General features: G+C 67.3%; 20 protein-coding genes. 10 read left to right on the top strand and 10 right to left on the bottom strand.

Annotated features, from left to right (window positions below):
- Positions 1 to 20 precede the first annotated feature (20 nt).
- Positions 21 to 983 carry a helix-turn-helix domain-containing protein gene (locus tag GGR89_RS05130; RefSeq protein WP_241213191.1) on the bottom strand — a complete coding sequence of 321 codons (963 nt, stop codon included), beginning with the start codon at positions 981 to 983 and terminating at the stop codon, positions 21 to 23.
- A 145-nt stretch (positions 984 to 1,128) separates the two neighbouring features.
- Between GGR89_RS05130 and GGR89_RS05125 the strand changes: the two genes are divergently transcribed.
- Positions 1,129 to 1,530, top strand: a complete 402-nt coding sequence (locus GGR89_RS05125) for a helix-turn-helix domain-containing protein (protein ID WP_125972807.1) — start codon at positions 1,129 to 1,131, stop codon at positions 1,528 to 1,530.
- Between the two features lie 4 nt (positions 1,531 to 1,534).
- Here GGR89_RS05125 and nadA read toward each other — a convergent pair whose 3' ends face one another.
- The 5 genes from nadA to GGR89_RS05100 all read right to left on the bottom strand — a co-directional run bounded on the left by nadA (position 1,535) and on the right by GGR89_RS05100 (position 6,445).
- Positions 1,535 to 2,536: a quinolinate synthase NadA gene (gene nadA, locus GGR89_RS05120; RefSeq protein WP_125972809.1), complete on the bottom strand. Its 1,002-nt coding sequence runs from the start codon at positions 2,534 to 2,536 to the stop codon at positions 1,535 to 1,537.
- A gap of 51 nt (positions 2,537 to 2,587) precedes the next feature.
- Positions 2,588 to 3,271 (bottom strand): hypothetical protein, encoded by a 684-nt coding sequence (locus tag GGR89_RS05115; RefSeq protein WP_241217808.1) that lies wholly within the window; start codon positions 3,269 to 3,271, stop codon positions 2,588 to 2,590.
- A gap of 162 nt (positions 3,272 to 3,433) precedes the next feature.
- Entirely contained in the window at positions 3,434 to 4,300 is an 867-nt protein-coding gene (locus GGR89_RS05110; protein WP_125972811.1) for an MBL fold metallo-hydrolase, read from the bottom strand.
- 136 nt (positions 4,301 to 4,436) lie between these two features.
- Positions 4,437 to 6,080 carry a M56 family metallopeptidase gene (locus GGR89_RS05105; RefSeq protein ID WP_125972813.1) on the bottom strand — a complete coding sequence of 548 codons (1,644 nt, stop codon included), beginning with the start codon at positions 6,078 to 6,080 and terminating at the stop codon, positions 4,437 to 4,439.
- Positions 6,077 to 6,445 carry a BlaI/MecI/CopY family transcriptional regulator gene (locus GGR89_RS05100; RefSeq protein ID WP_125972815.1) on the bottom strand — a complete coding sequence of 123 codons (369 nt, stop codon included), beginning with the start codon at positions 6,443 to 6,445 and terminating at the stop codon, positions 6,077 to 6,079. The genes GGR89_RS05105 and GGR89_RS05100 overlap by 4 nt, the downstream gene beginning before the upstream one ends.
- Before the next feature lie 400 nt (positions 6,446 to 6,845).
- Here GGR89_RS05100 and leuC point away from each other — a divergent pair, with 400 nt between their 5' ends.
- The 9 genes from leuC to grxD all read left to right on the top strand — a co-directional run bounded on the left by leuC (position 6,846) and on the right by grxD (position 11,814).
- Complete coding sequence (leuC, locus tag GGR89_RS05095) at positions 6,846 to 8,288, top strand: 3-isopropylmalate dehydratase large subunit (protein ID WP_125972817.1); 1,443 nt, start codon at positions 6,846 to 6,848, stop codon at positions 8,286 to 8,288.
- A gap of 20 nt (positions 8,289 to 8,308) precedes the next feature.
- Positions 8,309 to 8,449, top strand: a complete 141-nt coding sequence (locus tag GGR89_RS05090; protein ID WP_157105662.1) for a hypothetical protein — start codon at positions 8,309 to 8,311, stop codon at positions 8,447 to 8,449.
- A gap of 99 nt (positions 8,450 to 8,548) precedes the next feature.
- Positions 8,549 to 9,178 carry a 3-isopropylmalate dehydratase small subunit gene (gene leuD / locus GGR89_RS05085; RefSeq protein ID WP_125972819.1) on the top strand — a complete coding sequence of 210 codons (630 nt, stop codon included), beginning with the start codon at positions 8,549 to 8,551 and terminating at the stop codon, positions 9,176 to 9,178.
- Positions 9,141 to 10,142, top strand: a complete 1,002-nt coding sequence (locus tag GGR89_RS05080) for an NADPH:quinone oxidoreductase family protein (RefSeq protein ID WP_206434255.1) — start codon at positions 9,141 to 9,143, stop codon at positions 10,140 to 10,142. The genes leuD and GGR89_RS05080 overlap by 38 nt, the downstream gene beginning before the upstream one ends.
- A 74-nt stretch (positions 10,143 to 10,216) precedes the next feature.
- Positions 10,217 to 10,501 carry a hypothetical protein gene (locus GGR89_RS05075; RefSeq protein ID WP_125972821.1) on the top strand — a complete coding sequence of 95 codons (285 nt, stop codon included), beginning with the start codon at positions 10,217 to 10,219 and terminating at the stop codon, positions 10,499 to 10,501.
- Between the two features lie 40 nt (positions 10,502 to 10,541).
- Positions 10,542 to 10,694: a hypothetical protein gene (locus GGR89_RS05070; RefSeq protein ID WP_167712776.1), complete on the top strand. Its 153-nt coding sequence runs from the start codon at positions 10,542 to 10,544 to the stop codon at positions 10,692 to 10,694.
- Between the two features lie 219 nt (positions 10,695 to 10,913).
- Complete coding sequence (locus GGR89_RS05065; RefSeq protein ID WP_125972823.1) at positions 10,914 to 11,237, top strand: DUF1476 domain-containing protein; 324 nt, start codon at positions 10,914 to 10,916, stop codon at positions 11,235 to 11,237.
- A 1-nt stretch (position 11,238) separates the two neighbouring features.
- On the top strand, positions 11,239 to 11,478 hold the full coding sequence (locus tag GGR89_RS05060) for a BolA family protein (RefSeq protein ID WP_064313164.1): 240 nt from the start codon (positions 11,239 to 11,241) through the stop codon (positions 11,476 to 11,478).
- Between the two features lie 3 nt (positions 11,479 to 11,481).
- On the top strand, positions 11,482 to 11,814 hold the full coding sequence (gene grxD, locus GGR89_RS05055) for a Grx4 family monothiol glutaredoxin (RefSeq protein WP_084582175.1): 333 nt from the start codon (positions 11,482 to 11,484) through the stop codon (positions 11,812 to 11,814).
- 99 nt (positions 11,815 to 11,913) lie between these two features.
- On the opposite strand, the gene GGR89_RS05050 is transcribed toward grxD, so the two are convergent.
- The 4 genes from GGR89_RS05050 to GGR89_RS05035 form a co-directional block, all read right to left on the bottom strand.
- Positions 11,914 to 14,874, bottom strand: a complete 2,961-nt coding sequence (locus GGR89_RS05050) for a TonB-dependent receptor plug domain-containing protein (RefSeq protein WP_206434256.1) — start codon at positions 14,872 to 14,874, stop codon at positions 11,914 to 11,916.
- Between the two features lie 368 nt (positions 14,875 to 15,242).
- Positions 15,243 to 16,199 carry an NAD-dependent epimerase/dehydratase family protein gene (locus GGR89_RS05045; protein ID WP_125972825.1) on the bottom strand — a complete coding sequence of 319 codons (957 nt, stop codon included), beginning with the start codon at positions 16,197 to 16,199 and terminating at the stop codon, positions 15,243 to 15,245.
- The gene (locus GGR89_RS05040; RefSeq protein WP_125972827.1) at positions 16,199 to 17,161 is read right to left on the bottom strand and encodes a bile acid:sodium symporter family protein; all 963 of its coding nucleotides are present in this window, start codon (positions 17,159 to 17,161) and stop codon (positions 16,199 to 16,201) included. The genes GGR89_RS05045 and GGR89_RS05040 overlap by 1 nt, the downstream gene beginning before the upstream one ends.
- Before the next feature lie 64 nt (positions 17,162 to 17,225).
- Positions 17,226 to 17,903, bottom strand: coding sequence for a ferritin-like domain-containing protein (locus GGR89_RS05035; protein ID WP_125972829.1), 678 nt, complete (start codon positions 17,901 to 17,903; stop codon positions 17,226 to 17,228).
- Positions 17,904 to 17,923: the final 20 nt, after the last annotated feature.

The raw sequence follows: 17,923 nt of genomic DNA, 5'->3' as shown, positions 1-17,923 counted from the left end.
GAATCCCCGGCCGCGCGCGTCTACGCGATCTGCAGCGGTGCCGGCCGTCCGTCGAGATAGTTGGCGGCGGGCTGGTCGAAGCGGAAGCCCCCGGCGGCGAGGCGGATCAGGATCTGGCGGACGTGGAGCATGCTCGTCCGGTGTTCCTCGATCCGCTCCGGGTCGGTCAGCGCCTTTTCAGTGAGCACCACCCCCCGCGCGCGGCGGGCGAGGCAGCCGCTCTCGATCATTGCGGCGACGCGGCGATGCGCGGTCGAGGGCGGCAGACCCAGCGCCCGCGCCACCGATCCGGTCGAGACCGGCTGGCGCAAGGTATCCGGCGGCGAGGTGCCGAACTCGGCATAGGCGAGCGCCAGATCGCGATTTTCGGTGAACGGCCGCGCATTGGCGCACAGGATCGCATTGGCCAGCACCAGGTCGGTCCAGGAATGAAAGCGGTGGGCGTGAAACTCGATGCCGGTCAGCAGCACGTCGTGCGCGGCGGCAAGCCCGGTATGCCAATCATAGCCGACATGCGCGCGCGTCTCCGGCAGGGTGACGCCGAAGCTGCGCAGGTCCTCGACCATCGCGACCAGCGCATCATGGTTGCCGCGGAACAGCGCGACGATCTCGGGACGGGCATGCACCGCCTGCGGCACCGTTACCCCGGCAGGCCCGCGCTCGCACAGGCCCGCCGCGCACAGTGCATGGATATGGCGCCGCATCGTCTCGAAGGGGCGGCCGAGCGAGGCCGCCAGCGCGTTGATGCTGATCGCCTTGGCACCGCGCCCATCGCCGCGGGCATGGCCGGCACCGTGCGGCGACAGCATCTCGCTCGCGCGCGCCACCACCATGAAGATGATCGCCCGATCCAAGTCGCCGTCCAGCGCGCGAACGCCGGCCGCGACCATCGTCGTCTCCAGCGCCGCGATCAGCCGCGCGATCAGCCTGCCATGCGGCATCGCCATCTGCTTGCGATCGACGACAGGCGCGGATCGGATCATATCCTGCATCGGCAAAATCGGCCCCAGCGGGAAAAATAACACAAGTACTCATTCACCCCACCCAGAATGAGTAATCCAAAAGTAGCGAATCGTTATTAGCCCAGATCAATGCGCTGGTCGACGTAGCCGAGGTCGCTGTATCAAAATGAAACAGATGATGCTGCCGGAAAATGGGGCCGGAACCTGGCCCGAGTGCTGGATTGTCGCCGCGGTAGCGCTGCGGGACCGCCGCGAAGCGTTGGGATGGTCGCTCGAACAGCTCGCCGACCGCACCTGCATCGGCCGCAACCATCTGATCGCGCTCGAATCCGCCCGGTTCGATTGCTGCGGCGCGCCGATCTATGCAATCGGCTTTGCACGCGCGGCGGCAAGAGCGATGGCGCTGGAGGAAGCCCCGATCCTCGTCGCGATCCGGGACGGCCATGCAGCGCGCCGCCCCGTGCCCGCGCCGCCGGTTGCGGCAACGCGACGCCGGCGGATCCCCAATCTCGGCATCGCAAGCACGGCAGCGCGGCTCGGGGCGCTGCTTTCCGACGGTCGCGGCTAGCCGATCAGGCGGGCACCGGCCCCAGATCGCCCTGCCCAACGGTGCCGCTGGCCAGATCCAGCATGCGGTCGAGGCTCTTCTTCGCCTGTACGCGCAGCCCCTCCTCGATCTCGATCCTGGGGCTCAGGTCGCGCAGCGCGAGGTACAGCTTCTCCATCGTGTTGAGCGCCATGTAGGGGCAGATGTTGCAATTGCAGTTGCCGTCCGCCCCCGGCGCGCCGATGAAGTTCTTCTCCGGCATCGCCTTCTGCATCTGGTGGATGATGTGCGGCTCGGTCGCGACGATCAGCGTGTCGCCGGGCATCGTCTTGGAGAAGTCGAGAATGCCCTTGGTCGAGCCGACATAATCGGCGTGATCGAGGATATAGGCCGGGCATTCGGGGTGCGCGGCGATCGGCGCGCCGGGATGCTCGGCCTTGAGCTTGAGCAGCTCGGTCTCGCTGAACGCTTCGTGGACGATGCACACGCCCGGCCACAGCAGCAGCTCGCGCCCGGTCTTGCGCTGGAGATAGCCACCCAGATTGCGATCCGGGCCGAAGATGATCTTCTGGTCCGCCGGGATCTGGGCGAGGATCTTTTCGGCCGAGGAGCTGGTGACGATGATGTCGCTCAGCGCCTTCACCTCGGTCGAGCAGTTGATATAGGTCAGCGCGATGTGATCGGGGTGCTTCGCCCGGAAGGCGGCGAACTGATCGGGCGGGCAGCTGTCTTCCAGGCTGCAGCCGGCATCCATGTCGGGCAGCACGACGATCTTGTCGGGCGAGAGGATCTTGGCGGTCTCCGCCATGAAGCGCACGCCGCAAAAGGCGATCACGTCCGCGTCGGTCTCGGCCGCCTTGCGGCTGAGGTCGAGGCTGTCGCCGACGAAATCGGCCAGGTCCTGCAGCTCGGGCTTCTGGTAGTAATGCGCCAGAATGACGGCGTTGCGTTCTTTACGCAGCCGCTCGATCTCGGCGCGGAGATCGAGTCCGCTGAGGCTGCCGCCGATGCCGTTGCGCGCGTCCATTCCCAAAACTCCCATTGTACGCCCGCCACATGGCCCGGTCGCGCCGCGGGATCAAGGGAAGGCGGGCGTGATCGGGCGATGGCTGCCGGCGGTGCCGGCGGTAATGCTGCGGGTGAAGGCGGTACCCACCGGGCTGAACGCGATCGCGTCGGCGATCAGCTGCACCACGAGCATTAGCCCGATTCCCCACAGCCAGGCGGGGTGGACGCGGCCTGCGCGGCGCTGGTCGGCGATCGCGCCGATCACCAGCAACACCAGCACGACGACCAGAGTCACCCACCAGGCATAGGGGATGAGCAAGGGCATCGGCAGCAGCCGCCCAAGGCCGGGGCCGCAGAGGACAGCCATGCCGCAATACATCAGCCGGCGGTGCCAGCTGGTCTGCCGCCGCAGCACCAGCGCGGCCCCGACGAAGCCGGCGAACAGCAGCAGTTGCAATGGATTGCTGATCAGGAACTGGCGGACGTCGAAGAAGAAAGGCGCGCCGCGCTGCACCGACAGCACGGTCATCAGCGTGCCGAGCACCACCATCAGCGGCACCCCGAACAGCGCCACCCAGCCCAGCCGCCGATGCAGCGCCACCGACCCGCCATCGACCAGCAGGTTCTGCGCGATGTACAACACGATCCAGCCGAAAAAGACGAAGGCGTGGAGGTGGAAGATCAGCGGCACCGCGAAGCTCGATCGCCCCGCCGCCAGGTTGAGCGAGAATCCGGCGACGTCGATGGCACCCATGACGAACGCCATTATCAGAAAGAAACGCGTGTCCCCGGCGCGCACCCGAAGCGGCGCCTGCACAATCGTTACCATTACCCACCCCTCCAATTTGGGCAGGGTATAACTCTACTTTGAAGATTCTACAATCAAGCGCACTTCTACTATACACGTTTCGGAGCGTTACGCGGGGAGCAGCTGCCAGCTGTCGTCTGCCGCGGCGACCCGCCCGCGTGCCTGCAGGTCGAGCAGATGGGCGAGTACCGATCGCCCTGCCGCGCCGTGCAGCTGCGGATCGAGCCCGACATACATCCGCGCCACCATCGCCGGCACCGCGCCGACGCCCTCCGCCAGCAGCCGCACGATCTGCCCCTCGCGCTGCTTGCGGTGCCCGGCCAGCCCGCGCACGAAGCGCTGCGGCCGCTCGATCGCGTCGCCATGCGCCGGGTAATAGATCCGGTCCTGCACGCGGGCCATCAGCGTGTCGAGGCTGGCCATATAGGCCGCCATGTTGCCGTCGGGCGGCGCCACCACCGTGGTCGACCAGCCCATTACATGATCGCCGGTGAACAGCGCGCCACTTTCCTCCAGCGCGAAGCAGAGATGGTTGGAGGTGTGGCCCGGCGTCGCCACCGACGTCAGCGTCCAGCCCTGCCCCGCCACCTGCTCGCCATCCGCCAGCACCCGATCGGGGGCATAGCCGGTGTCGAACGCGGCGTCCGCACGCGGACCGGCATCGTCGAGCACCAGCGGCGCACAGCCGATGATCGGCGCGCCCGTCGCCGCTTTCAGGGCCGGCGCCGCGGGGCTGTGGTCGCGATGGGTATGGGTGCACAGGATCGCGCGCACGGGCCGCCCGCCGATCGCCGCCAGCAGCGCGGCGAGGTGCTCGGCGTCGTCCGGGCCGGGATCGATCACCGCCACGTCGGTGGTGCCGACCAGATAGGTCTGGGTACCCGTGTTGGTGAAGGGCGACGGATTGTTCGCCAGCACCCGCACCACCAGCGGTTCGAGCGTCATCGCCAGGCCCGTGGGCGCGTCATCGGTCATGATGGTGCATTTGGGCATTCGCCGCCCGAGAGCAAGGCGTCGAGGGCAAGATGCAAGAGGAGCGGGACCGGCCGCGAAGGAGTCGACCGGTCCCGCCGAGCACGCCGCCGTGAGACGTTGCGGCGGCGCGCCACACTCAATCGTCGCTGTCGTCCTTGGCGTCGTCGCGCAGTTCGGCGAGCGCCTCGTCGATGCCCTTCAGCGCTTCGGCACGCTGCCGGGGGCTCAGGCTCGACTGCACCTCGATCGTGCGGCGGGCGTGCTGCAGGCTCATCAGCGCGCTGTTCATCGCCATCTGCTTGGTGTTCATCGCCATGGCCTTGCCGTGCATCGCCATTTGGGCCGCGCTGGCGCTCATCGCGGCGATGCGATCGCTGCAAATGATCATCACCTGCTTGCCGCCCTCGTCACGATGTTCGACGGTGGACGCGTTGCCCTTGCCACAGCTGCCGTTGCGGATCTCGGGGATGCTCGCCTGGATCGCCACCATGTCCGGCATGGTGATTTCCTGCTGCTTCCCGTCCTGCCGGACGATGACCATCTTCTTGATGGCGTGCCCGCCGGTCGCCGAGCGATCGATGCGGACGACGCGATGCTTGCCGGTCGGGCCTTCGGGCACCGCAGGTGCAGCCGGGGCCGGCGGCGCCGGGGGTGCGGGCGGCGCGGCGGGGGCACCGGGCGCGGCCGGCGCCGCGGGTGCTGCCGGCGCGACGGGTGCCACCGGCACGTCCTGCGCCTGGATGGCCCCGCTCACCTTATCGCGGATCCGCTCGGCGGCTTGGCTGCCCGAGGCGGTCAGCGCCAGCGCGGCGAGCGACACGGTGGTGATCCCGGCCAGCCCCGCGCCGATGCGGATGGGGGAAAGCTTCCGGTGGATCGAGAGCATGCGCAATCTCCCTTTGACGTCGTTTATGGTGTGGAGGTGACAAGCCGCCGAGACCGCGCCCCCATGCGCGGACTTGACGATCGCACGGCCATAGGCATGGCGCAGTGCCTGGGCGCGGCCGGCGAGCACCAGGGCGTCGCAGGCCATTTCCTGGTCGGCGCGGAAGGCGCGGAACGCCCGCCATGCGACCGGATTGAACCAATGGGCGGCCAGCACGATCAGCGCGATCCAGTTGGCGATCAGGTCGCCGCGCAGATGGTGGCCGAGTTCGTGGGCCAGCGCGAGATCGCGTTCGACCTCGTCATAGCGCTCGGAAAAGTCGCGCGGAAAGGCGACGTATTTGCGGAAGATGCCGAAGGCGAGCGGCCCGTGCGCGGCATCGGTCTCGATCACCCGCACCCGCCCCTGCGCCACGGTGCGATCGACCCGCGCCCGCGACAGCAGATGGCGGCAGAAGCGGCGATGGGCGACCAGATGATAGGCGAGGAACAGCAGCGCGCCTGCGCCCCACAGCGCGAGCAGCAGCAGCGTGACGTTCAGCCCGTCGGCCACCGGCGTCGGCGCGACCAGTGCTGCGGGCAGAGGATGGCCGCCGGCGCCGAGGTCGATGGTGACGACCGCACTCGGTTCGATCGTCGCCGGAAGCGTGTCGGGATTGAGCAGGCCCATCGCCACCGGCGGCGCCTCGGCCGCGTTGCGAGTGAGCGGTGCGAGCCATTGGCTCAGATGCCATTGCCCCGGCAGCGGCGGCAGCAGCATCCGCGCGGCGGGCAGCACCCACAGCGCATAGGCGAGCTGCGGCCCGAACGCGTTGCGCACGGGTCCGCGCAGAGCCAGCGCGAGCAGCATCAGCAGCGTGCTCGCCAGCAGGGTTTCGATCCACCATCCGATCATTGCTTCAGCTCCTTCAGGAGAGCTTCGATTTCGGCGATGTCCTGGTCGGTGATGGCGTCGCGTTCCGCCAGATGCGCCACCAGCGGCGTCAGCCGGCCGCCGAACAGTCGGTCGATCAGCTTGCGCGACTCGCCCATGACATAATCGCCGCGCGCGACGAGCGGACGATAGCGGTAGCGCCGCCCCTCTTCCTCATGCGCGATGACGTTCTTGGCGAGCAGCCGCCCGAGCAGGGTCTTGACCGTGTTGGCGCTCCAGTCGCGATCGGCGGGCACGCGCTCGGCCACCTCCTGCGCAGTGAGCGGCGACTCTTCCCAGAGCACTTCCATCACCGCATGTTCGGCTTCGCTGATTCGCTCGGTCATACACCCCTCACTGACTACGCGTGTAATCGCTCCGATTACGTCTGTAGTCAAGGCACTGAATGCCAGATGAACCACACCCGCCGCAGCCAAACCGTCGGGAGAATTTACACCCGCGTGGCACGGTTAACCGCGTTTCACCATCGCACCCCGCACAATGCCGTGCGTTCCCGAAACTGGCACGCAGCCTGCAACGTTGAAGGCACCCGGAGCATTCCCCAAAAATGCTCCAGCGTCCCCCAAAGACGCTTCCGGGCGGGTCGATGGTTCACCGGCATGGCCATCGACCCGCCCGCACCGGGAGCGCCATGCGATCGAAAGAGCGCGTCGAGCGCCCTGGGGCGCGACGGCAGAAAATGTCCCCGAACCTTGCATCCGCGCACGATTCGATTAAAGCGCGCGCATGTCGAGTGAACCGCGCACCCTGTACGAGAAGATCTGGGCCGACCATGTCGTCGAGCGCCGGGACGATGGCACCTGCCTGATCTATATCGATCGGCACCTCGTCCACGAAGTCACCAGCCCGCAGGCCTTTGCCGGCCTTCGCGCGGCCGGTCGCAAGGTGCGCCGCCCCGACCTTACCCTCGCGGTGCCCGACCACAACCTGCCGACCACCCCGCGCGTCGACACTGCGGGCAATCCGCTGCCGATCGCCGACCCGGCTAGCGCGGGCCAGCTCTCGGCGCTGCGCGGTAACGTCGCCGAGTTCGGCGTGCCCTATATCGATGCGCTCGATGCGCGGCAGGGGATCGTCCATGTCGTCGGGCCCGAACAGGGTTTCACGCTGCCCGGCACCACGCTGGTCTGCGGCGACAGCCACACTTCGGCGCATGGCGCGCTGGGCGCGCTGGCCTTCGGCATCGGCACCAGCGAGGTCGAGCATGTGCTCGCCACGCAGACGCTGCTGCTCAAGCAATCGAAGACGATGGAAGTTCGCGTCGACGGCACGCTCGGCCACGGCGTCAGTGCCAAGGACGTGGTGCTGGCGATCATCGGCAAGATCGGCGCGGCCGGCGGCACCGGCTATGTCATCGAATTCACCGGCGAGGTGATCCGCAACCTCTCGATCGAGGGGCGGCTCACCATCTCCAACATGTCGATCGAGGGCGGCGCGCGCTCGGGGCTGATCGCGCCCGACCAGAAGACCTTCGACTATCTCAAGGGTCGCCCGCTTGCCCCGACCGGCGAAGCCTGGGACCGCGCCGTCGCCTATTGGAAGACGCTGCCGACCGACAAGGGCGCCGTCTACGACAAGGTGGTGACGCTGGATGCCAGCGACATCGCACCGTCGCTCACCTGGGGCACCAGCCCCGAGGACGTGGTGCCGATCACCGGCGTCGTGCCCGATCCGGAGAGCTTTGCCGATCCCTCGAAGCGCGCCGCCGCGCAGCGCTCGCTCGACTACATGGGGCTCACTCCCGGCACCGCGATGCAGGACATTCCGGTGGAGCACATCTTCATCGGCTCGTGCACCAACAGCCGGATCGAGGATCTCCGCGCCGCCGCCGCGGTGGTGCAGGGCCGCAAGGTGGCCGATCGCATCCGTCAGGCACTGATCGTGCCGGGCTCGGGGCTGGTCAAACGCCAGGCCGAGGAAGAGGGGCTCGACCGGATCTTCCTGGAGGCGGGCTTCCAGTGGCGCGAGCCGGGCTGCTCGATGTGCCTGGCGATGAACCCGGACAAGGTTCCGCCCGGCGAACGTTGTGCTTCCACTTCGAATCGCAATTTCGTAGGGCGGCAGGGCCCGGGTTCGCGCACGCACCTCGTCTCGCCCGCAATGGCGGCAGCGGCGGCGGTGACCGGGCACCTGACGGACGTTCGCGAGTTGATGGCGAACAACGCGTAACTGATAAGGGGAGAGACGCCGTGAAGAAGGCGCTCGTCGCATTGATTGCCGGAACGATCCTGAGCGGTGTCGCCGCTGCCTATGCGGGTGCCTATCCGCGGCCGGAGACGCCGATCAAGACCATCCCGGCGCTCGAGCGGACTGTCGTCGCACCGCGCTGACGCGGGCGGCCGATTGCCGGAAATTCGGGATGGCCGCCGGCCATTCGTTAGGAAAGCTGTGTCCATGCATCTGAACACCGTGTCGGCGGAGCGCCGCTGATGGAGCCGATCCAGCAGGTTTCGGGCCGCGCCTATCCCTGGGGCGCCAAGAACATCGATACGGACATCATCATCCCCGCGCACTGGCTGAAGACCACCACGCGCGAGGGGCTCGGCAAGGGCGCGTTCGAAAGCGTCCGCGCGGAGCCGGGCAACCTGTTCGACGATCCGCGCTATGCGGGCGCGCCGATCCTGGTGGCGGGCGAGAATTTCGGCTGCGGCTCCAGCCGCGAGCATGCCGCCTGGGCGCTGGCCGATATGGGCATCAAGGCGGTGATCGCGCCGAGTTTCTCGGACATCTTCTCGGGCAACGCGTTCAAGAACGGCATCGTCACCGTGGTGCTGCCGCAGGAGGCGATCGACCGGCTGGTGCAGGTGGCGACCGCCAACGAGATCACCGTCGACCTGGAGACGATGACCGTCACGACCGACTTCCAGGACCGCTTCGCCTTCGAACTCGACCCGTTCCGCCGCGACTGCCTGATGCAGGGGCTGGACGAGATCGGCATGACGCTGGCACAAGATACCGCGATTTCGAAATTCGAATCCGCGGTTGCGCACGAACGCCCGTGGATCGCTGTAGGAGGCGGACATGAAGGCGTTGCTGTCGAAGGCATCGGGCGGACCTGATACTCTAAGCCTGGAAGAGCTGCCCGATCCAATTCCGGGCAAGGGCCAGGTGCTGGTCGGCGTGCGGGCCTGCGCGATCAACTATCCCGACGTGCTGATCATCGAGGACCGCTACCAGTTCAAGCCGCCCCGGCCGTTCGCGCCGGGCGGCGAGATCGCCGGCGTGGTCGAAGCCGTGGGCGAAGGCGTCACCGACTGGGCACCGGGGGACCGGGTGATCGCGGTCCCGGGCCATGGCGGGCTGGTCGAGAAGCTGGTGCTGAGCCCGGCGCAGCTCTACCGCCTGCCAGAGGGCCGCAGCTTCGAGGACGGCGCGGCGCTGCTGCTTACCTATGCGACGACGATCCATGCGCTGCTCGATCGGGGCAGGCTGAGCGCCGGCCAGACGCTGCTGGTGCTGGGTGCGGCGGGAGGCGTCGGGCTCGCGGCGATCGAGCTGGGCAAGGCGTATGGCGCGACGGTGGTGGCGGCGGTCTCCTCCGAGGAAAAGGCCGAGGCCGCGCGCGCGGCGGGGGCGGATGCGACGCTCGTCTATCCGCGCGGGGTCCTCGACAAGAAGGCCTCCAAGGCGCTGGCCGAGGCCTTCAAGGCGGCGGTCGGCCCCAAGGGCGCGGACGTGATCTACGATCCTGTCGGCGGCGACTATGCCGAGCCGGCGCTGCGCGCGATCGGCTGGGAGGGGCGCTATCTGGTGGTGGGCTTCCCGGCTGGTATCCCCAAGCTTCCGCTCAACCTGACGCTGCTCAAGAGCTGCGACGTGTGCGGCGTGTTCTGGGGCGCCTTCGCCGCGCGCGACCCCCAGGCCAACCGCGCGCATGTCGACACGCTGTTCCGGCTGTGGAGCGAGGGCAAGATCGCGCCGCGGGTGACGGAGGTGTTCCCCTTCGCCGAGGGCGGTGCTGCGATCGCCAAGATGGCGGCGCGGGCGGTGATCGGGAAGGTGGTGGTGCGGGTGGCGGAATAGGTCTCCCCGCCCGAACCTGTCGCTTGCGCGTCCGCGGGATCGGCATAAACTCGCGGGACAGACGGGGGGGCATCGTGTCGGTAGAAGCGTTGATTCAGGTGTTGGCCGACACACGTGCTCTGCTTGCGCGCGCCTCCAACGACTTCGCGTGGTCGCGCTGGGGGAGCGCGGAGGCTGCGGTCGCCGAAATCGACGGGATCATCGGACGAATACACGCCGCTGATACGATCAGGCTGCTGGAGCTTGAGGCCTTGTATGGCCCCACAAGCTCGCTGCAGGAAGTCGCCATCGAAAGCGGCTGGGGCGACGCGTTCCTGATGCTGGCCTCGCGTTTCGACGCCTCCATCGCCGACCTTTGATATGGATCGAGCGCTCCCGCGCCGACGCGCCTGAAATTCTATGACGGACGCGATAGAGATCGTTTTGCGGTTGTTTTGGGAGGGCGGCGTGGAGTTCGCCTATCATCGCTGGGGCTGGCCCGGCGCAATCGCAGCCATTGTCGCGCCGATCGCGCTCGTCGTGGGGATGATCGCGATTTTCCGACACGGCTAATTCTCCCCCGCCAGGGGGAGGTGGCGCGCGAAGCGCGACGGAGGGGGAGGATGCCGGAACCTCTCCGCCCGTCGTGCTTCCTCCCCCTCCGTCAGGCTGCGCCTGACACCTCCCCCTGGCGGGGGAGGATGGATGATACCCCGCCATCCGGAACCTCCCCCGTTGCCAGCGCCGCCCCGTCCTCCTATCTCGGGCCCGAGTTTTGCTAAGGGGCATGTAATGAGCACATTCGACGATCGCGAACGGGCGTTCGAGGCGAAGTTCGCGCGCGACGAGGATATGGCGTTCCGCATCACCGCGCGCCGCAACAAGCTGCTCGGCCAGTGGGCCGCCGCCAAGATGGGCCTCACGCCCGAAGAGACCGACGCCTATGCCAAGGCGGTCGTCCAGGCCGATTTCGAGGAAGCCGGCGACGAGGACGTGATCCGCAAGCTGCTCGGCGACATGCTCGCCGCCAATGTCGAGATCGACGACGCCACCGTGCGCCGCGCGATCGAGGAGCAGACCGTCGAGGCGCGCCGCCAGCTGATGGAATCCAAGTAACATGCCGATGCCCGCTGCCGAGATCGAGGCGCTGATCCGCGCCGGCATCCCCGACGCCCAGATCGAGATCACCGATCTGGCCGGCGACGGCGACCACTATGCAGCGCGGGTCGTCGCCCCCATGTTCCGGGGCATGCCGCGCGTGCGGCAGCATCAGGCCGTCTATGCGGCGCTGGGTGGACGGATGGGCGGCGTGCTCCACGCGCTCCAGCTGACCACCGAAGCGACGCCCGAGGAGTAAGCAATGACCGACGATACCCAGGCCCGCATCCAGCAGCTGGTCGACGGCAGCGACGTGCTGCTGTTCATGAAGGGCAGCCCCCTGTTCCCCCAGTGCGGCTTTTCCAGCCGCGCCGTGGCGATCCTCAACCATCTCGGCGTCGAGTTCGACAGCGTCGACGTGCTGCAGGACCAGGGCGTCCGCCAGGGCATCAAGGCCTTTTCCGACTGGCCGACCATCCCCCAGCTCTATGTGAAGGGCGAGTTCGTCGGCGGTTCGGACATCATGATGGAAATGTACGAGAGCGGCGAGCTGACCCAGTTGATGGCCGACAAGGGCGTCGCGGCTTCGGCCTGACGCGCGACCCTCGTACGGAATCGATCAAGGGCTCCTGCCAGTGGCGGGAGCCCTTTTTCGTTGGAAGGGAGACAGCGTCGCCGCCTCCCCTGCCCTGGATCAGAATTTGAACCGCACGCCGGCGCGGTAGACCCGGCCGATCTGGTCGTAGAGCGCCGGATTGTTGAAGATCGTCGAGCGCGCCGGATCGCGATCGAACAGATTGTCGATCTTGCCGTAGAGCGTCACGTCCTTGATCACGTCGAAGGTCGCGCCGACGTCGAGATAGAAGGATCCCGGCATATAGGCATTGTCGATCGTCGGGCGCGCCGCGGTCGAGGCCGGGCAGCCGCTCTGGCAGACGACATATTGGTTGCCGATCGTGCCCGCGCTGAACCAGCGCTCCTGCACCAGCAGCGAGAAGCGGCCGCTGTCATAGGTCTGCACCGCCAGCCACTTCCAGTGCGGTGTGGCGCCCAGATTGTTGCCGGCATTATCGACCGGGATCGTGCCCGGCAGCCCGGTATCGGTGATGTTGTTGATCACATGCGTCGCCAGCGCACGAACCGTGAAATTGCCCGGCAGGCCCAGCGGCCGCTGCCAGCGATAGCTCGCCTCGATGTCGAAGCCCTCGGTGCGGATCGAGGCGAGGTTGAACGCCTGGACGTTGATGAAATTCGGCCCAGCGGTGTTGCTCAGGTTGAACGCGCTGCAAGTCTCGGGCAGCACCTTCTGGAAGCAGAGCTGGACGATGTCGGTCGCCGCGAGGCTGGAGATCACCTCGTCGACCTTGATCTTGTACCAGTCGAACGAGAGGTTCAGGCCCGGCGCCCAGCCCGGATTGGCAAGCGTTATTCCCGCCGTGGTGTTGCGCGCGATCTCCGGCTTGAGCGCGGTGTTGCCGATCGCGTTCTGGATCACCAGCACGTTGGTGTTGGTGAAGGGATCGAAGAAATTGGGCAGCGTCGTCGTGACGGGGGCCGCGAACAGCTCGGAAAGGTTGGGCGCACGCACGTCGCGCGAGGTGACGCCGCGGATGCGGAATCCGTCGATCGGCAGGTCCCAGGTGCCGCCGATCTTCCACGCCCACACCGTACCCGAGGTGCTGTAGTCGGTCACGCGTACCGCGCCGTTCAGGTTGGCGCGGCCCAGCTTCTCCGAGTTGAGGAAGGGCAGGTTCGCCTCGAAAAAGGCTTCCTTCACGCTGTAGGCGCCCTGCCCGTTCTTGTAGTTGCCGGCATACCAGTTGTTGCCGCTGGCCAGCAGCACCGGATCGTTGGGATAATCGCCGCCCGGCGGGGTGGCATCGAAACCGGCGCCGTAGGCGTCGGCAGTTACCTTGTAATATTCGTGCCGATACTCGCCGCCGAACGCGATCGACAGCGGCCCGGCCCAGAGATCGACCGGGGAGCCGGAGATGTTGATGCTCGCCACGTCCTGGGTCTGGCGGGTGCGCTGGAACGGGCCGTTTTCGGGCATGATGTAGCGCAGCGCCGCCGCGGAGGGATTGCCGCCGATGATGTTGAGCGGCTGGCAGCCGTTCGCCCGCGCGGTCGCATCGCGGCAGACGATCGTGCCGTTCAGCGTGGTCGCGTCGATCGCCTGGTTGAAGCGCCGCGACAGCAGGATGTTGCGCACGTCGATATCGGTATAGTTGGTGCCGTGCTCGCCATAGATGTCGTAGCTCCACGGCGTGCCGGCGACGTCGACCCTGCCCTTGCCGCCGAGTACGAAGCGATATTGCCGGCGATCGGTATAGACCCGCGTATTGCCGAGCGCGGCATTGCTGGTACCGTACTGGAAGCTGGTGATCCCGGCGGTCGCGCAGGCCTGCTGGACCAGCGCGGGCACATAGGGATTGGCGCATTGCAGCGTCAGGCCCGGCCGGTTCTGCCCGTTGACCGGCTGGTTGTTGGTCTTCACCTGGCCGATATTGGCGGTGACATAAAGCTCGTTGTCGGGCGTCAGGTCGAAGCCGATGCGGCCATAGCCGTTGATCCGCTCGATCGCCGACTTGAGCGAGCGGCCGGCATCGACGTTACCGGACAGGTCCCCGCCCTCGCAGAAGCCCGGAAAGCAGCCGAGGATCGTGCCGGCGGCGTTCTTCGCCGGCACGCCGTTCGAACCGTACTGGAACTGGAAGGGCTGGCCGGCCTGGTCGAAGGCGATGCCCTGCAGCGGCCCGGCGGTGATCAGGCCATATTTGGTGAAGGTGGTCGATTGCGCCCAGTCGCGCACCAGATATTGCGGCATCCCGTCGTTGAGCACGCCGCGATTGACCAGGGTCCGCTGGGTGAACCAGGTGCGGCCATTGGCGAGCTTGGTGCCGAACTCGCCGCCGCCGATGCCCTCTTCCTTGTCATATTCGGCGCTGCCGACGAGGTGGAGCCGGTCGCCCAGCGCGCTGGTGCCCGCCGCGAGCTGGACCAGCCCGGTGGCATCGTCGCCATAGGTGGTGATGCCGCCCTGGATGTTGCCGCGGATGCCCTTGAAGCGCGTGTCGGTGATGAAGTTCACCACGCCGCCCACCGCGTCCGAGCCATAGGATGCCGAGGCGCCGCCATTGACGATGTCGACGCGCTTGACGAGCAGCTGCGGGAACAGGCTGACGTCGGGCACGCCGGTGACGTTGGCGCCGACCACGCGCTGGCCGTCGAGCAGGGTCAACGTGCGGATCGTCCCCAGGCCGCGCAGCGAGAAGGAGCTGAGCCCCTGCTGCCCGCTCGAGGTGCTGAAGGTATTGACCTGCGTGCCCGACGAGCCTTGCAGCGACGGCAGCTGCGCGATGGTGGTGAACACGTTGGGCTGCGCGTTGGCGGCGATCTGCTCCTCGCCGAGCACCGTGGTCGGCGTCGGGGCGTTGAAGCCGCTCACGGCGATGCGCGAGCCGGTGACGATGATCTCGCTATCCTGCGCGTCGGTCCGCGCCTGCGGAACGGTGCCCTCGCTCGCCTGTGGCGGCGGCGCGGGCGCGGTCTGCGCCAGCGCGGACAGCGGCGCGAGGCACACCCCCGCGACGATCAGCCCGAGCGACGTGGTGCGCAGCAAGGCGCGGCGGCGATCCCTCTTGTCGTAGAACATCCTCACCTCCCATTTCGGCGTCCGATGGTTCGGACCGGCGGGGAGGCGACGGCGAATGCGTGGCGGGACGCACCGAACATGCCGGTCACGTCAAGACACACCATTCCTGTCGCGGCACAGCAAGTGCGCCACGGCTACCGATCGGTTCCTCTCCAGTCCAACGCCTTGGTTATCTTACAATTCGCACGAAAGACGTGTCCGAGACACGCTAGTGCGCACCACGGCCCCGCCCCTATCGAGCGATGTTCACGTTAACATTGCCACGCTATTGTTGACGGCAGGCGAAGTCAATAGTCCGTGTACATCGGGTTGCCCCGTTTGGGAGGCAGTGAAAACTCAGACCAGCGCCTCGCGATCTTCGCGGACAGTCAGCCGAGCGTTTCCTTCGGCGAGACATAGAAGGGGTCGTGCGCGAAGGGCAGCGGCGCGCCCGCGCGCAGCGCCGCCAGCACCGCGGCGAAGTCGGTTGCGCAGCGGAAGCCCAGCACGCGCTCGGCGAGGCTCGAATCATAGACGCGGCCGATGCTGGCCGGCAGCGTCCAGCCACGCGCCGCGTAGAGCGCCGGTGCATCGGGGAAGGCGCGCGCGATCACCGCGGCGGCGTCCTGCTTGAGCGCGGCACAGTCCGCGCGCGCAAAGGGTGTCGGCGCGGAAATCACGAACACGCCGTGGCCGATCGCCGGCGCACGCTCCAGCGCCACCAGATGCGCCCGCGCCGCGTCCTCCACCGTCAGGCGGCGGTGGAGCAGTTCGTTGGCCTTGAGATTCTCGCCCGAAGGCGTGGCATGGGTATCGTCGTCCTCGGGGAAGAAGCGGCCGGTGCGCAGCACGATCGTCGCGAGCCCCTGCTCTGCCCACGCAATCCGGCACAGCCCTTCGGCGGCGAGCTTGGTGACGCCGTAGATGTTGCGCGGCGCGATCGGCCCGCTCGCCTCGTCGAGCCACACCGCCGACTCGCCCGCCTCGTCGCGGATCGCCTGGCTGATCATCAGCGAGGTGGTGGAGGTGAACACGAACCGGTCGTGCCCCGCCGCCTTCGCGCATTCGAGGAGGTTCAGCGTGCCCGCCACGTTGACGTCGACGAAGGTCTGCGCCGGGTAGCGCACGATGTCCGGCTTGTGCAGCCCGCCGGCATGGATCACCGCCTCGACGCCATGTTCGGCGAAGACACGCTCCACCAGCGCGCGATCGGCGACCGAACCGAGCACGTTTGTGTCCACACCGGGCGCGACGTCGAGCCCGACGACCTGGTGCCCCGCCCCCCGCAGCATCGGCGCCAGGAAGCGCCCCAGCCAGCCCGACGATCCGGTGAGCAGGATCCGCATCAGTCACGCGCTCCATAGTTGCGTGCCAGCACCGCGCAGACGAACAGCTGGAGCTGGTGGAAGATCATCAGCGGCAGCACGATCAGGCTCACCGCGCCGCCGGGGAACAGGATGGTCGCCATCGGGATGCCGCTCGCCATGCTCTTCTTCGATCCGCAGAAGACGATGGCGATCTCGTCCTCCTTGCTGAAGCCCAGCTTGCGGCTGCCGAACATCGTCACCGCAATGACGATGCCGAGCAGCACCGCGTTGAACGCGAGCACCAGCGCCAGGTCGGCCAACGATACGCGGCTCCACACGCCGGCGACCATGCCCTCGCTGAACGCGGCGTAGACGACGAGCAGGATCGATCCGCGATCGACCACCATCGTCAGCAGCTTGTGCTTGAGGATGAACCCGCCGATCAGCGGCCGCGCCGCCTGCCCTGCCGCGAAGGGCAGCAGGATCTGCATCGCGATCGATTCCAGCTGGGAGAGCGAGAAGCCTGCGCCGCTATTGCTAGGCAATAGCAAGGCGGCGAGCAGCGGCGTGATGAGAACGCCGATCAGGTTGGAAAGCGAAGCGCTGCACAAGGCGGCCGGCACATTGCCGCGCGCGATCGAGGTGAACGCGATCGAGGACTGCACGGTCGAGGGCAGCAGGCAGAGGAACAGCAGCCCCAGCGCGATCCCGCCCGGCAGCACATGCCCGGCCACCGCATAGACCCCCAGCCCGAGGATCGGGAACAACAGGAAGGTGCTGAGGAACACCGTCAGCTGCAGCCGCCAGTTGGTGAGCCCCGCCCAGATCGCCGAGGGCGCCAGTCGCGCGCCGTAGAGGAAAAACAGCAGCGCCACCGCGATCGTCACCGCCTCGTCGGCGATGCTCGCCCACATGCCACGTGCGGGAAACAATGCGGCGAGGCCGACCGTACCGAGCAGCATCAGCAGATAGGGATCGATCCAGCGACGAAGGGCAGCCATGCGGGTACTCGCATCAGGGGAACTGCGGTGCCCCATGCGCGCGGCTGCAAACCCGCGCAAGCGCTCAGGCGGCCGCAGCCACCCGCACGGGGTGCAACGGCTCTCCCGCATCCGCCCAGTTGGTGCGACGCCGCACGAAGGGGTTTAGGAACAGGAAGGGCAGCTTCACGAACAGCAGCTCGGAGTGGATGAAGCTGTCGACCGCCCGCTCCCACCAGCGCGGTTCGCGCCTGCCATGCGCGCGCAGCCAGCCGTCATAGGGTGCCCAGTGGCTCGGCTCGTCCTTCTCGATGATGCGGAAGATGCGGGTGAGCACCTTGTCGCTCAGTACCGCCGGGTGGTTGAGCAGGATGTGGACCTGGCGATGGCCGCGCTGTTCGGTGAGCGAGATGACCCGACACAGCTTCTCGAACTGGGCATCGTCCTCGATCAGCTTCTGGGTATCGAGCGCGTCGATGGGACGACGGAACATGATCTCGACGAAGCGGTCGATATGGCCGCAGGTCCGGTCCACCGTCAGCGGCATCCGCCCCTGCAGCTCGAACCATCGCTTGAACATCTGGTAGTGCTTGCGCTCGTCGGCGCGGTGCTTCTCGATCGCGGCGATCAGCGCGTGGTCGTCCGGCGCCCGCGCGCGAACCGCCTCGAGCACCCGGTCAATGCTCGTATAGCCGCGATGCTCGTTGTAGATGTAGATCGACGCCAGCAGGTCGAGATAGCGGCGGCGGAACGCGGACAACATGGCCAGACGCTATGCGTCTG

It is taken from the genome of Sphingomonas trueperi, from assembly GCF_011927635.1.
GTDB classification, from domain to species: Bacteria; Pseudomonadota; Alphaproteobacteria; order Sphingomonadales; family Sphingomonadaceae; genus Sphingomonas; species Sphingomonas trueperi.
This window is presented reverse-complemented; position numbering and strand designations above follow the sequence as displayed.

Coding starts and splice junctions, on each gene's coding strand:
- GGR89_RS05080 (WP_206434255.1), top strand. CDS start 9,141: ATGAAGGCGTTGCTGTCGAAGGCATCGGGCGGACCTGATACTCTAAGC.
- leuC (WP_125972817.1), top strand. CDS start 6,846: ATGTCGAGTGAACCGCGCACCCTGTACGAGAAGATCTGGGCCGACCAT.
- GGR89_RS05130 (WP_241213191.1), bottom strand. CDS start 983: ATGATCCGATCCGCGCCTGTCGTCGATCGCAAGCAGATGGCGATGCCG.
- leuD (WP_125972819.1), top strand. CDS start 8,549: ATGGAGCCGATCCAGCAGGTTTCGGGCCGCGCCTATCCCTGGGGCGCC.
- GGR89_RS05040 (WP_125972827.1), bottom strand. CDS start 17,161: ATGGCTGCCCTTCGTCGCTGGATCGATCCCTATCTGCTGATGCTGCTC.
- GGR89_RS05045 (WP_125972825.1), bottom strand. CDS start 16,199: ATGCGGATCCTGCTCACCGGATCGTCGGGCTGGCTGGGGCGCTTCCTG.
- GGR89_RS05125 (WP_125972807.1), top strand. CDS start 1,129: ATGAAACAGATGATGCTGCCGGAAAATGGGGCCGGAACCTGGCCCGAG.
- GGR89_RS05050 (WP_206434256.1), bottom strand. CDS start 14,874: ATGTTCTACGACAAGAGGGATCGCCGCCGCGCCTTGCTGCGCACCACG.
- GGR89_RS05060 (WP_064313164.1), top strand. CDS start 11,239: ATGCCGATGCCCGCTGCCGAGATCGAGGCGCTGATCCGCGCCGGCATC.
- GGR89_RS05105 (WP_125972813.1), bottom strand. CDS start 6,080: ATGATCGGATGGTGGATCGAAACCCTGCTGGCGAGCACGCTGCTGATG.
- grxD (WP_084582175.1), top strand. CDS start 11,482: ATGACCGACGATACCCAGGCCCGCATCCAGCAGCTGGTCGACGGCAGC.
- GGR89_RS05110 (WP_125972811.1), bottom strand. CDS start 4,300: ATGACCGATGACGCGCCCACGGGCCTGGCGATGACGCTCGAACCGCTG.
- GGR89_RS05100 (WP_125972815.1), bottom strand. CDS start 6,445: ATGACCGAGCGAATCAGCGAAGCCGAACATGCGGTGATGGAAGTGCTC.
- GGR89_RS05070 (WP_167712776.1), top strand. CDS start 10,542: ATGACGGACGCGATAGAGATCGTTTTGCGGTTGTTTTGGGAGGGCGGC.
- GGR89_RS05115 (WP_241217808.1), bottom strand. CDS start 3,271: ATGGGTGCCATCGACGTCGCCGGATTCTCGCTCAACCTGGCGGCGGGG.
- nadA (WP_125972809.1), bottom strand. CDS start 2,536: ATGGACGCGCGCAACGGCATCGGCGGCAGCCTCAGCGGACTCGATCTC.
- GGR89_RS05035 (WP_125972829.1), bottom strand. CDS start 17,903: ATGTTGTCCGCGTTCCGCCGCCGCTATCTCGACCTGCTGGCGTCGATC.
- GGR89_RS05065 (WP_125972823.1), top strand. CDS start 10,914: ATGAGCACATTCGACGATCGCGAACGGGCGTTCGAGGCGAAGTTCGCG.